14 protein-coding genes are annotated in these 13,150 nt (G+C 58.1%); 12 read left to right on the plus strand and 2 right to left on the minus strand.

The window, feature by feature from the left end; translation table 11 throughout:
- Nucleotides 1–10 precede the first annotated feature (10 nt).
- The 6 genes from pabC (at nt 11) to ptsG (ending at nt 5,991) form a co-directional block, all read left to right on the plus strand.
- The gene (pabC, locus tag ACR6AS_RS03560) at nt 11–826 is read left to right on the plus strand and encodes an aminodeoxychorismate lyase (RefSeq protein WP_111138649.1); all 816 of its coding nucleotides are present in this window, start codon (nt 11–13) and stop codon (nt 824–826) included.
- Entirely contained in the window at nt 823–1,842 is a 1,020-nt protein-coding gene (mltG, locus tag ACR6AS_RS03565; RefSeq protein ID WP_418797301.1) for an endolytic transglycosylase MltG, read from the plus strand. The genes pabC and mltG overlap by 4 nt, the downstream gene beginning before the upstream one ends.
- Nucleotides 1,832–2,464 carry a dTMP kinase gene (gene tmk / locus ACR6AS_RS03570; protein ID WP_434161137.1) on the plus strand — a complete coding sequence of 211 codons (633 nt, stop codon included), beginning with the start codon at nt 1,832–1,834 and terminating at the stop codon, nt 2,462–2,464. The genes mltG and tmk overlap by 11 nt, the downstream gene beginning before the upstream one ends.
- On the plus strand, nt 2,464–3,453 hold the full coding sequence (gene holB / locus ACR6AS_RS03575; RefSeq protein ID WP_434161138.1) for a DNA polymerase III subunit delta': 990 nt from the start codon (nt 2,464–2,466) through the stop codon (nt 3,451–3,453). Before tmk ends, holB begins: the two co-directional genes overlap by 1 nt.
- Nucleotides 3,454–3,471: 18 nt before the next feature.
- Nucleotides 3,472–4,263 carry a metal-dependent hydrolase gene (locus tag ACR6AS_RS03580; RefSeq protein WP_111138653.1) on the plus strand — a complete coding sequence of 264 codons (792 nt, stop codon included), beginning with the start codon at nt 3,472–3,474 and terminating at the stop codon, nt 4,261–4,263.
- Between the two features lie 291 nt (nt 4,264–4,554).
- Nucleotides 4,555–5,991 carry a PTS glucose transporter subunit IIBC gene (gene ptsG, locus ACR6AS_RS03585; protein ID WP_111138654.1) on the plus strand — a complete coding sequence of 479 codons (1,437 nt, stop codon included), beginning with the start codon at nt 4,555–4,557 and terminating at the stop codon, nt 5,989–5,991.
- Between the two features lie 54 nt (nt 5,992–6,045).
- On the opposite strand, the gene bglB is transcribed toward ptsG, so the two are convergent.
- On the minus strand, nt 6,046–7,185 hold the full coding sequence (gene bglB / locus ACR6AS_RS03590; protein WP_111138655.1) for a beta-galactosidase BglB: 1,140 nt from the start codon (nt 7,183–7,185) through the stop codon (nt 6,046–6,048).
- Nucleotides 7,182–8,783 (minus strand): MFS transporter, encoded by a 1,602-nt coding sequence (locus ACR6AS_RS03595; RefSeq protein ID WP_434161141.1) that lies wholly within the window; start codon nt 8,781–8,783, stop codon nt 7,182–7,184. The genes bglB and ACR6AS_RS03595 overlap by 4 nt, the downstream gene beginning before the upstream one ends.
- Nucleotides 8,784–9,142: 359 nt before the next feature.
- Here ACR6AS_RS03595 and hinT point away from each other — a divergent pair, with 359 nt between their 5' ends.
- Genes hinT through ycfP form a run of 6 tightly spaced genes read left to right on the plus strand, consistent with a single transcriptional unit; the run spans nt 9,143 to nt 12,953 of the window.
- On the plus strand, nt 9,143–9,493 hold the full coding sequence (gene hinT, locus ACR6AS_RS03600) for a purine nucleoside phosphoramidase (RefSeq protein WP_111138657.1): 351 nt from the start codon (nt 9,143–9,145) through the stop codon (nt 9,491–9,493).
- An 18-nt stretch (nt 9,494–9,511) separates the two neighbouring features.
- Nucleotides 9,512–9,880, plus strand: a complete 369-nt coding sequence (locus ACR6AS_RS03605; protein WP_111138658.1) for a YcfL family putative periplasmic lipoprotein — start codon at nt 9,512–9,514, stop codon at nt 9,878–9,880.
- 11 nt (nt 9,881–9,891) lie between these two features.
- Complete coding sequence (gene lpoB, locus ACR6AS_RS03610) at nt 9,892–10,491, plus strand: penicillin-binding protein activator LpoB (RefSeq protein WP_111138659.1); 600 nt, start codon at nt 9,892–9,894, stop codon at nt 10,489–10,491.
- Nucleotides 10,492–10,507: 16 nt separating this feature from the next.
- Nucleotides 10,508–11,290: a thiamine kinase gene (thiK, locus tag ACR6AS_RS03615; protein ID WP_418802795.1), complete on the plus strand. Its 783-nt coding sequence runs from the start codon at nt 10,508–10,510 to the stop codon at nt 11,288–11,290.
- 39 nt (nt 11,291–11,329) lie between these two features.
- Nucleotides 11,330–12,370, plus strand: a complete 1,041-nt coding sequence (gene nagZ, locus ACR6AS_RS03620; RefSeq protein ID WP_434161144.1) for a beta-N-acetylhexosaminidase — start codon at nt 11,330–11,332, stop codon at nt 12,368–12,370.
- A gap of 40 nt (nt 12,371–12,410) precedes the next feature.
- Nucleotides 12,411–12,953 carry an alpha/beta hydrolase YcfP gene (gene ycfP, locus ACR6AS_RS03625; RefSeq protein ID WP_111138661.1) on the plus strand — a complete coding sequence of 181 codons (543 nt, stop codon included), beginning with the start codon at nt 12,411–12,413 and terminating at the stop codon, nt 12,951–12,953.
- The last annotated feature ends 197 nt before the right edge of the window (nt 12,954–13,150 follow it).

The following is a 13,150-nucleotide window of genomic DNA, read 5'->3' on the forward strand; positions in this document are numbered from 1 at the left end:
GGAGAGAACCATGTGGATTAACGGGATCAGAAAACCGACGCTGGCTGCCACTGACCGGGGGCTGCAGTTCGGGGATGGCTGCTTTACCACCGCCGCCGTGCAGCAGGGCAACATTGTGCTGCTGGAAAGCCATCTGCAGCGGCTCAGACAGGGCTGCGAGCGGCTATGGATCGAGGGCGTTGACTGGCATCGGCTCGAAACAGAGATGAGAGCGGCTGCGCACCAGCAGCCTCAGGCGGTGCTGAAGGTCATCATCAGCGCGGGCAGTGGCGGACGCGGCTACAGTCGTCATGGCTGTGGCGAACCGACCCGAATCGTTTCGCTGGCACCCTGGCCGCAGCACTACGCCGGATTACAGCAGCGGGGCGCCTCCCTCCGCATCAGCCCAATCCGCCTGGCGCGAAACGCGCAGTTTGCCGGTATCAAACACCTGAATCGCCTTGAGCAGGTGATGATCAGAGCTCATCTTGACCAGACGGACGCCGACGAGGCGCTGGTGCTTGACACTGAAGGTTGGGTGGTGGAATGCTGTGCGGCCAATTTATTCTGGCGCCAGGGCAGTCAGATTTTCACGCCCGATCTCTCCGCGTCGGGGGTGGATGGCATTATGCGGCGGAGTCTGATGGCGCAACTTGCGGCCACGGGCCAGGCTTGCCATGTCGTACAAAGCGAACCGGCGCAGCTGCTGGCTGCGGATGAAGTCGTCATCTGTAATGCGCTGATGCCGGTTCTGCCGGTCCGACAGATCGAGGCGGTACAGTTTACTGAGCGCCTGCTGTTTACTCAGTTACAGGCAGGCTGTGAAAAGATAATGGAAGCATCATGACTCGAAGCAAAAAAATTCTCGTGACGTTGCTGGCGGTAGCAGGGCTCGCGGCGGGAGTGAGCTACTGGCAGATTAAGCAGTTTGCGGCGACCCCGTTAACGCTGCAGCAGGAGAAGATCTACACACTGCCCGCCGGTACGGGCCGGGTGGCGCTGGAGGCGCAGCTGGAAGATCAGAAGATCATTCCGCGCAGCATCTGGTTTGGTGCGCTATTGCGTCTGGAGCCGGAACTGGCCACCTTCAAGGCGGGAACCTATCGCCTGGAGCCAAAGATGACGGTACGCGCGCTGTTACAGCTGCTGGCGAGCGGTAAAGAGGCGCAGTTTCCGGTGCGGTTTGTGGAGGGGCAGCGGCTCAAAGAGTGGCTGAGTGAGCTGCGTAAAGCGCCCTATATCCGTCATACGCTGAAAGACGATCAGTTTTCCACCCTGGCCAGCGCCCTCAAAGTTGAGCCTGCGCAGCTGGAGGGGAACTTCTTTCCGGACACCTATCTCTATACGGCGAACACCACGGACATGGCCCTGCTGGAACGCGCCCATGAGCGGATGAAAAAAACCATCGACGAGATCTGGCAGGGACGGGCGGATAATCTGCCCTATAAAACGCCTCAGGATCTGGTCACGATGGCCTCCATCATCGAAAAAGAGACGGGCGTCAGCCAGGAGCGCGCGCGCGTCGCTTCCGTCTTTATCAACCGGCTGCGGACCGGGATGCGCCTGCAGACCGACCCGACCGTGATCTACGGCATGGGCGATCGCTACAATGGGTCACTCACCCGTAAAGATCTTGAGACCGCCAGCGATTACAATACCTATATGATTAACGGCCTGCCGCCTGGCCCGATCGCGATGCCGGGTAAGGCTTCTCTGCTGGCGGCCGCGCATCCCGAGAAAACCAACTATCTCTACTTCGTGGCGGACGGCAAGGGCGGTCATACCTTTACTACCAATCTGGCCAGTCACAACCAGGCGGTGCAGGTGTACCGGCAGTCGCTAAAGGAAAAAAATGAACAGTAAGTTTATCGTCATCGAAGGCCTGGAAGGCGCCGGCAAAACCACCGCGCGCGACGCCATCGTTGCCACGCTGCACGCCCGCGGCATCACCGATCTGGTCTTTACCCGTGAACCTGGCGGCACGCCGCTGGCCGAACAGCTGCGGGTGCTGGTGAAGCAGGGTATTGAGGGCGAGCAGGTCACGGATAAAGCGGAACTGCTGATGCTCTATGCGGCGCGGGTTCAGCTGGTGGAGACCGTGATCAAACCGGCGCTGGCCCGCGGCGCCTGGGTGATCGGCGATCGCCACGATCTCTCCTCTCAGGCCTATCAGGGGGGCGGTCGCGGACTCGACAGCGATCTGATGCAGACGCTGCGCGATGCCGTGCTGGGCGACTTCCGCCCTGATCTGACGCTTTACCTGGATGTCACCCCGGAAATCGGCCTGCAGCGTGCGCGGGCGCGTGGTGAGCTGGACCGCATTGAGCAGGAGTCGCTGCGCTTCTTTGAGCGTACCCGCGCGCGTTACCTGGCGCTGGCGGACAACGACCCGACGATTCTGACCATTGATGCAACGAAATCGCTGGATGACGTGACAGCGTCACTTCAGTCGGCCCTGGATCAGTGGCTGCTGGAGCAGGCGTAATGAACTGGTATCCGTGGCTGAACCAGCCTTATCGCCACGTGATTGGCCAGCATCAGGAGGATCGGGCGCATCATGCGCTGCTGATCCAGGCAATGTCTGGCATGGGCGATGAGGCGCTGGTCTGGGGGATAAGTCGCTGGCTGATGTGCCAGCAGCCAGACGGCCTGAAAAGTTGCGGCGTGTGTCACGGCTGCCAGCTGATGCAGGCGAATACCCACCCGGACTGGTATCGACTTGAGGCGGAGAAGGGCAAAAGTACCCTGGGCATCGATGCGGTGCGGCAGGTGACGGAAAAGCTTTATCACTTCGGTCAGCAGGGTGGCGCGAAAGTGGTCTGGCTGCCCGATGCCGCGCAGCTCTCGGAGGCGGCCGCCAACGCCCTGCTGAAAACGCTGGAAGAGCCGCCAGCCAACAGCTGGTTCTTCCTCAGCAGTCGCGATCCTTCGCGTCTGCTGGCGACCCTGCGCAGTCGCTGTATGACGCTGTCGCTGACGCCACCGGATGAAAGCCAGAGCCTGCTCTGGCTGAAAAAGCACGCTTCGCACGATGAACAGATGCTGCTGGCGGCACTGCGGCTGAGCGCCGGTGCGCCCGGTGCGGCGTTGAACCTGCTGGAAACCGGGCCGTGGCAGGCCCGGCAGAAGCTGTGCGATGCGCTGCCTGCGGCGCTGCAGCACGACATCCTGCAACTGCTGCCGGTGCTGAATGCGGAAGATGCGGCTACCCGCATCGGCTGGCTGCTCTCCCTGCTGCTGGATGCGATGAAGTGGCAGCAGAATGCGACGCAGTGGCTGAGCAACGGCGACCGCCAGGATGTGGTGGCGCTGCTGGCCGCCCACTTCCCGGCCAGCGCACTCGATAACAGCAACCGCGCCTGGATGCGCTGTCGTGAGCAGCTACTGCATGTCGCGTCGGTGAACCGTGAACTCCTGCTGACGGATCAGCTTCTCTGCTGGGCAGAGACCGAAAAGCCCACCCTGATCCGCTAAACCTGTCTGAGACTACTTATGTTTATTGTTGATTCCCATTGCCATCTTGATGGCCTGGATTATGAAAAGAACCACCGCGACCTCGATGATGTGATCGCCAAAGCGGCGGCCCGGGATGTGAAATTCATGCTGGCCATCGCCACCACGCTGCCGGGTTTTCATACCCTGAAAAAGCTGGTCGGCGATCGGCAGAACATTGCGCTCTCCTGCGGTGTTCATCCGCTGAATCAGGAAGAGGCTTATGACGTTGAGGAGTTCCGCCGGCTCTCCGCCGATCCCCGTGTGGTGGCGCTGGGTGAAACCGGGCTGGATTACCACTATCAGCCCGAGACCAGAGAGCAGCAGCAGCGCTCATTCCGGGAACATATCCGTACCGGTATTGCACTGAACAAGCCGATCATCGTCCACACTCGTGATGCGCGTGACGACACGCTGGCCATTCTGCGTGAAGAGCAGGTTGAGCGCTGCGGCGGCGTGCTACACTGCTTTACCGAGGATCAGCCCACTGCCGCGAAGCTGCTGGATATGGGCTTTTATATCTCCTTCTCCGGGATTGTCACCTTCCGTAATGCCGAACAGTTGCGGGAAGCCGCTCGCTACGTGCCGCTGGATCGGATGCTGGTGGAAACAGATTCGCCTTATCTGGCGCCGGTGCCTTACCGGGGTAAAGAGAATCAGCCTGCCTATACCCGCGACGTGGCCGAATATCTGGCCGTGCTGAAAGGGGTGGATATGGAAACCCTGGCCGCCGCCACCACGCAGAACTTCTCTACACTGTTCCATATTCCGATGAGCCAGCTGGGTGCCTGAACCCGGTTTTTATTTCAGCCTCTGTAATTAATCTGTCATCTGCTCATATGACCCTGTTTTTAAAGACAGGGTCAGCTTTTTATCGCCGGTTTATCGTGCAGGTCAGTGAGAAATTTCGTAAAGTGCGCAGCCGGGATTGTTGAAACGTGATAGCCGTCAAAGTAACAGGGCGGTATTTATTTTACCCTTCGTAATAAATCAAAAGGCGGTTACCGCCACCCCGGCAAAGAATCCTCCCTCTTTGCCACGCGCACTGCGCAAATATGCACTCATACTCAGGAGCTTCACGCTATGTTCAAAAATGCTTTTGCCAACCTTCAAAAGGTCGGTAAATCGCTGATGCTGCCGGTTTCGGTTCTGCCGATCGCCGGTATTTTATTAGGGGTCGGTTCAGCCAATTTCAGCTGGTTGCCTGCAGTGGTTTCGCATGTAATGGCAGAAGCGGGTGGATCGGTGTTTGCCAACATGCCGCTGATCTTCGCGATCGGTGTCGCGCTGGGCTTTACCAATAATGACGGCGTGTCGGCGCTGGCCGCCGTTGTCGCCTATGGCATCATGGTGAAAACCATGGCGGTTGTGGCACCTCTGGTGCTGCATCTCTCTGCGGCGGAGATCGAGGCAAAACACCTCGCCGACACCGGGGTTCTCGGCGGGATTATCGCCGGTTCCATCGCGGCCTACATGTTCAACCGCTTCTACCGTATCAAGCTGCCTGAATATCTGGGCTTCTTCGCCGGTAAACGCTTTGTGCCGATCATCTCTGGTCTGGCAGCGATTGTGCTGGGCGTGCTGCTCTCCTTCATCTGGCCACCTGTCGGTGCGGCGATTCAGGAGTTCTCACAGTGGGCAGCCTACCAGAACCCGGTTGTGGCCTTTGGTATCTATGGCGTCGTTGAGCGTTCGCTGGTGCCATTTGGTCTGCATCACATCTGGAACGTGCCTTTCCAGATGCAGATTGGTGAATACACCAATGCGGCAGGCCAGGTATTCCACGGCGATATCCCACGCTACATGGCGGGTGACCCGACCGCAGGTAAACTCTCTGGCGGCTTCCTGTTCAAAATGTACGGTCTGCCGGCTGCGGCGATTGCTATCTGGCACTCAGCGAAACCGGAAAACCGTGCCAAAGTGGGCGGTATCATGATCTCCGCTGCGCTGACCTCATTCCTGACCGGTATCACCGAACCGATTGAATTCTCATTCATGTTCGTGGCGCCGATCCTGTATGTGATTCATGCGCTGCTGGCCGGTCTGGCATTCCCAATCTGTATCCTGCTTGGCATGCGTGATGGCACCAGCTTCTCACACGGTCTGATCGACTTTATCGTGCTGAGCGGTAACAGTAGCAAAATCTGGCTGTTCCCGATTATCGGTATCATCTACGGCCTGGTTTACTACACCATCTTCCGTGTTCTGATTGCGAAGCTGGACCTGAAAACCCCAGGCCGCGAAGAGAGCAGCAGCAGTGAGCAGTCTGCTGCGACCGGTTCTGAGATGGCGGGCAAACTGGTGGCTGCGTTTGGTGGTAAAGAGAACATCACTAACCTGGACGCCTGTATCACACGTCTGCGCGTCAGCGTTGCCGATGTGGGTAAAGTTGACCAGACCGAACTGAAAAACCTCGGCGCCCGTGGCGTGGTGGTGGCTGGTTCCGGTGTACAGGCTATCTTCGGTACCAAATCGGATAACCTGAAAACAGATATGGATGATTACATCCGCAGCATGTGATGATTCACCGCTGTGAAAAAGCCCCGCTGTGCGGGGCTTTTTTTTGGGCGCGATTCAGAGATAGACGCGCAGATACTCTGTCAGGCAGAGCAGGGCCATCGCCTGACCGTAAGGCATGGAGGTCAGGGGAACTCCGCGGTAGTAATCCAGGTCGCTGCCCATTGCGGTACCAAATGAGACCTGCTTCAGCTCGCCATCCTCATCAATATGGGCGATCACGCCGCGCAGCGCCTTTTCGGCCACCTCGCGATACGCCGCGGGCAGATAACGTTTGCGGACGGCTTTCAGAATGCCATATGCAAACCCGGCGGTAGCCGATGCCTCAAGATAACTGTCGGGATCGTCGAGCAGGGTGTGCCACAAGCCGCTGGGGTGCTGGCAGGCGCGGAGTGCGTCAGCCTGCGTCTCCAGCACCTGCTGCAGAAAACGGCGTGTGGCGTGCTGCTCAGGCCAGTTCATCATCTCCAGGAAGTCGGGTATCACGATCGTTACCCAGCTGTTGCCGCGCGCCCAGCGCGCCCTGGCGAAATTATGGCGGCCGTCGAAGTTCCAGCCGTGAAACCACAGGCCGGTTTCGCGATCCATCAGATACTGCGTGTGCAGCAGGAACTGATAGCTTGCTTCCTCGACCCACGCATCGCGCTTCAACAGCTGTCCGATTTTAGCCAGCGCCATCACGCTCATCATCAGCGTGTCATCCCAGAGCTGCTGGCTGTTTTCGTTGTTGTAGACGATGTGCTGCAGGCCGCCCTGTTCGGTGCGCGGCATCTCATACATGACCCATTCTGCCCAGCGCTCCAGCACCGGCACCCAGGCCGGGTTACGGGTCTCTTCGTAACGATAAGCCAGCGTCAGAAAAGGGCAGACGGTATTCACATTTTTGGTCGGTGTTCCCTCCGCCAGACGCTGCGCGAACCATGTATCGATGAGCGCCAGCGTCTCCGCGTCACCGGTCTGCTGATAGTAGTGCAGCATGCCATACAGACCAATACCGTGCGTCCATTCCCAGCCCGCCCAGCCTTTGGTATCGATCACCCGGCCATCGTCCAGCCGCAGCAGAAACTCGCCGGTTTCGTCGGTGATATTAATCAGATTTTGCGTCAGCTTCTGAATCAGCTGAACCAGTTCGCTGCGCGGCAGCAGCCAGGTCGGCTGGCGCAGGAGGAGGCTCTGTTTAACGGGGTAGAGTGTCATGATTTATTCCTGTTCAGGGTCGGGTTCAGAGAAGGGGAGACCGGAGAGCGGGCCGGGTATTTTGCCGCTGCAGGCTTGTGACGATTCAGAAAACCGATGTTGTTGTTGCCCCAAAGATTTTCATAGGGCATGCCTGCCAGAGTCTCCACGATATCGCGCGCCGCTGGCGCGAGAGTTTCCGGCACGGTGCGGTTCGCTTCACGCATCTTCAGCGTCTCCTGACGCAGCACGGTGTGGGTCTGCAGGTTGAGCCTGAAGCGCAGTGACACCAAAAAGCCGCAGGCCAGCACGGATAAGGTGCCGAGGCTCAGGATCGCCAGTATGGTGTGGCTGACGGTGGGGGTCTGTGTCGCCTGACCTGAGACAAAGCCGGAGAGTTGCAATACGATTCCGACCAGCATGACGGCACCGGCCTGAGAGGCTTTGCGGGTCAGGGTCATGATGCCGGCAAAGATCCCCTCGCGACGCTGACCGGTGATCACCTCATCCACATCGGCGATATAGGTATAGGTGTTCCACGGCACATAGTTGATGCCGCCGCGTCCCAGCCCGGCCAGGGCGGAGATCGCTAACAGCAGCGAAAGATTGTCGTTCATGCCGGCATACCACAATCCGGCGTAAGAGAGCGCCGCCAGGCCGAACAGAATGGCTACCAGACGGTAGGCGGGGGCAGGCCCGATACGGATGCAGAGCGGGATCATCGCCATGACGGCAATAAACTGCAGCACCGCCATGGTGCCCATCATGCTGGAGGCCACCTGTGCGCTCTGCATCAGCACAAACACGACATACCAGGTGAAGACGGCGTTGAACACATCCTGGGCGATATAGCCGCCGAGATACATCCCGAGGTGCTGGCGAAAAATGCGGATGCGCAGCGTTGAAGCCAGTTCAACATAGAGTCGTCTGAGGTTCTGCGTCAGCGTCAGCTGCTGCTTTTCCAGCTCTGCCCGGCGTGACTCGGCAGAAAAGTCATCGGGATGGCGCTCCCAGGTAAAATACCAGACCAGTGCCAGAACCAGGGCGCAGATCACCGAGAACACCAGGCTGGCATAGAAAAAGGAGAGAGGGTTATCTTTGCCCAGCATTCCCAGCAGAATGCCAGGCAGAAAGGCAGCCAGAATCGCTGAGAGCTGCGCCAGGCCGATGCGGGCACCGGAGAAACGGGTTTTCTGCTTAAAGTCGTCGGTCATTTCCGGCACCAGCGTTTCATAGGGCACCAGAATCATGGTGTAAACGATATCAAACAGCAGGTAAGTGGTGAGATACCACCAGAAACTCATGTCGCTGACCCACATCAGGCTGTAGCTGAATACGCAGGGGATGCCCAGCAGGATGAAGAATCTGCGGCGGCCAAAGCGTTTTCCCAGCCAGGTCGATCCGAAATTGTCGGTCAGAAAGCCCATCAAAGGGCTGACCACGGCATCCAGCACGCGCGCTGCCGCAAATATCAGCGTGGCCTGTATCGGGGTTAAGCCACAAAAAGTGGTGTAGAAATAGAGCAGCCAGGCGGCGGTGAGCGCCGTGGTGCCTGCTCCCAGAAAGTCTCCGGAACCATAGGCCAGATAGTGGCCAAGACCAATTTTACGTGAGCGCATGTCGGATGCTCCTTGAGGTTGTATGGCGATTTATCCCTGGTGATGCCGGCCATCTCACCCGGTCTGGTTAGAAAAGTAGAGCTGACGGCGGCGCTAAACCTTCGCAATCTGGCTACGACTGGCAAATAAGTGGCAATCAGATAAAGAAAAGGGGGGCGAAAATCTAATTTATAAAACAGTGTTTCATTTTTAAAGGTTTCCGGCGGGTAGCTGTTCAGGTGGACCCTGTGTCAGCGGAGGCGAAGTGTCGCTGCTGCAAAGGCAGGCGAACAATGCAAGAAAAGTGGTCCTGAGGTTGAAAGAAAACAAATTTCTCCCGCATACTCATTGATTACGACTCAGGCTACAGGAATTGCACCATGGCTGAAGAAACCATTTTTAGTAAAATTATTCGCCGCGAAATCCCCGCTGATGTGGTTTATCAGGATGAGCTGGTCACTGCCTTCCGCGATATCTCCCCCAAAGCACCGACCCATATTTTAATCGTGCCGAATGTGCTGATTCCGACGGTCAACGAGGTGGAAGCGGCGCATGAACATGCGCTGGGACGGATGTTCACCACCGCAGCGAAAATTGCCCGGCAGGAAGGGATCGACCAGGATGGTTACCGTCTGATTGTGAACTGCAATCAACATGGGGGTCAGGAGGTTTATCACATCCATATGCATCTGGTGGGTGGCGAACCGCTGGGCCCGATGCTCTCAAACTGACCATAACGGAAGCGTGCTATGCGATCCTGGCTGACCGGCCTGCCGATCCTGCTCTGCCTGACGGGCTGCAGCAGTGATAAACCGATGATCAATACCTCACAGTCACTGGTGATGGAATCCTCTGTGCTGTCGGCAGGGATCATTACCGACGAGCCCGCGCTGGATGAGCACGATGGACTGAAACGTGCCACCAGCGTGCTCTATAATCAGCGCGAAGCCCCGGTCGTTGTTCACTATCGTTACTACTGGTATGACGATAAAGGACTGGAAATTACGCCGCAGGAACCGGCGCAGACCGTGACTGTTCCGGCGCAGGGAAGCATTGTCGCCGCCTCGCAACTGGGTAACCTGACAGCCAGCAAGGTTCGTCTTTATCTCTATCTTTAAGGATCTTCTACGTGATACGCAGTGTGAATCGTACCGGAGCGCTTCTGATGGCGCTCATCCTGACCGGCTGTGTGGTGAAACAGCAGCAGCCTGCACCGGTTGAACCGACCCAGCCTGTGGAGCCGGTCCAGCCCGTTCCGCAACCTGAACCGCAGCCCGTTCCGCAGCCGCAGCCGGTGCCCCAGCCGCCGAAACTGGTCACCATTAACTGGGATGCCAGCGTTCAGCCGCTGGTGGCGAAGATGTTGCAGGCCGCCAGCGCCGAGCCGGGCAGCGTGCTGCTGGTCGATCGGATTAAAAACAGCACCAACGGTGCGCTGCAGAGCGAGAAAGCCACCGCGGCTATCCAGAATGCGCTGAACAACAACGGCAAATTTACCCTGGTTTCCGCCGATCAGCTGGCGCAGGCCAAGCAGGCGCTGGGCTTATCGCCGGATGACAGCCTTAATTCTCGCAGCAAAGCGATTGGTCTGGCGCGCAACGTCAATGCGCAGTATGTGCTGTACAGTAACGCCAGCGGTGATGTCAAAGCACCCACCCTGCAGATGCAACTGATGCTGGTGCAGACCGGCGAGATCGTCTGGTCCGGCAACGGCATTGCCCAGAATTAATGCCGCGCTGCAGCGGATGATTCAGCAGGTCGCCGGCGACTCTGATAAGGCGTCCATTATCCCGCTCGCGGGTCTGACCGGACACAGCCAGAAAATTGTCACCCCGCGCGCCACCTTTATCGCGCGGGCGGCCCCGCAGCCGGTTATTCCGTTTGTGGAGCGGCAGCGCGAATTCCGGCTGTTACGAAAATTGCGTGCCAGCGGTGTCACGCCGCATCCCGTGGCGGGCAACCGGCAGGGAATTATCCTGAGCTGGTGTCCTGGCGAGACGCTGGATGAATCGCGTTTCAGTCAGCAGCGTCCGCAGATTCTGGCGCTGCTGCAACGGCTGCATCAGCAGCCGCTGACGGGCTATCGCCTGCTGCTGCTGCCGCTGTTATGGCGCTACTGGCAACTTACGCCGCAGCGCAATCACCGCTGGCTGCGGTCGCTCAGACGCCTGACACAGCAGGGGGAACCGCAGCCGCTGCGGCTGGCACCGCTGCATATGGATCTGCACGCCGGGAATGTTATACAGAGCCCGGCGGGACTGCAGCTGATCGACTGGGAGTATGCCGCCGATGGCGACGTTGCGCTGGAACTGGCGGCGATCTGTGCCTGCGATCCGCAGCATCAGCACGACTGGCTGGCTGGCTATGCCGCCGCGATGCAGCTGCCGCTCACCGCGCTGGCGCAGCAGGTCAGACGCTGGCAGCCCTGGCTGCGTCTGCTGATGGCCAGCTGGTATCAGCTCCGCGCCGATCAGTGTGACGACGCCACATTACAACAGCTGGCTCGACAGAGCTGGGAACAGATTTAACCGCGTGACGCCCCTGCGTTGCGCTACAGGATTCAGGTTATGAAATCACATTTGCCCGGCCCGCTGATGCTTGACGTCGGCGGCTATGAACTGGATGGCGAAGATCGCGAGATCCTGCAACATCCGCTGGTCGGCGGGTTAATTTTGTTTGCCCGCAACTATCACGATCCCGCCCAGCTTGCCGAGCTGGTGCGTCAGATCCGCGCCGCGTCGCACACCCGGCTGGTGGTGGCGGTGGATCAGGAGGGGGGACGCGTGCAGCGTTTCCGCGACGGTTTCACCCAGCTGCCCGCCATGCAATCTTTTGCGGCGCTGCACGATGCAGAGACCGCTGGCGAGCGGGCACAGCAGGCGGGCTGGCAGATGGCAGCTGAGATGATCGCGATGGATATCGATATCAGCTTCGCGCCGGTGCTCGACGTGGGCCATATCAGCGCCGCAATTGGCGATCGATCCTTCCATGCCGATCCGGCGATCGCGCTGGCCGTGGCGCGCCGCTTTATTGCGGGAATGCATGAGGCAGGCATGAAAACCACCGGCAAACATTTTCCGGGGCATGGCGCGGTCAGCGCCGATTCGCATAAAGAGACGCCGCGCGATCCACGCGATGAGAAGAAGCTGCGCGAGCATGATATGGCGATCTTCAGCAGCCTGATTACGGAGCAGGCCCTGGATGCCATCATGCCTGCCCACGTCATCTATACCGACGTTGATCCCCTGCCTGCCAGCGGTTCGCCCTACTGGCTCAAAACCGTGCTGCGCGAGGAGCTGCGCTTTGACGGCGTGATTTTCTCCGACGATCTGTCGATGGAGGGGGCCGCCGTGATGGGCAGTTATGCGGAGCGGGCGCAGCAGTCTCTTAATGCGGGATGTGACATGGTGCTGGTCTGCAATCAGCGTCAGGGGGCGATCAGTGTGCTGGATAACCTGATCCCGGTCGGGTCAGAGCGGGTCACGCGGTTGTATCATCAGGGCAGATTTACCCGCGATGAACTGCAGGCAACGCATCGCTGGAAAAACAATGCCCAGCAACTGAGCGCGCTTCAGGAACGCTGGCTGGCTCATAAGGCGTCGTGGTAAACAGTGACTGCCCGGCGCTATCACTACCTTGAGGATTATCATGATCATCTATCTGCACGGTTTTGATTCCAACAGTCCGGGTAATCACGAAAAAGTGCTGCAACTGCAGTTTATTGACTCTGACGTCAGGTTACTCAGTTACAGCACCCGCCATCCGAAACATGATATGCAGTTTCTGCTGAAAGAGACGGATAAGATGCTGACGCAGTCTGGCGACGATCATCCACTGATCTGCGGCGTCGGGCTTGGCGGTTTCTGGTCAGAGCGCATCGGCTTCCTGTGCGGCATCCGGCAGGCGATTTTTAATCCCAACCTTTTTCCGCATGAGAACATGGAAGGGAAGATTGATCGGCCGGAAGAGTATCTGGATATCGCCACTAAATGCGTCAGCGATTTCCGCGAACGCAACCGTGGCCGCTGTCTCACCTTTCTCTCACGTCAGGATGAGGTGCTCGACAGCCAGCGCAGCGCTGATCATCTCCGGCCTTTTTATGAGATCGTCTGGGATGAGACGGAAGGGCACAAATTTAAAAACCTCTCTTCCCATCTTCAGCGGATAAAAGCATTCAAAACAGCAGGTTAAACAGAACAGGCACCGCAGGGTGCCTGATTTCGTTACGTAATTATCTGACTTTTATTTTCCTGTTTTGATCTATATCAATATTCTTATGTTCTCCTCTTCCCGCCATGCTATTCTGCCAGCAGATTGCGATTTTAACTTCGCCAACCCTATGTTTCTTAAGGTTTAATTTAACCTTTGGTTAACTTTTGGTTCACAAT

It is taken from the genome of Pantoea phosphatilytica, assembly GCF_051025615.1.
Classification (GTDB): domain Bacteria; phylum Pseudomonadota; class Gammaproteobacteria; order Enterobacterales; family Enterobacteriaceae; genus Pantoea.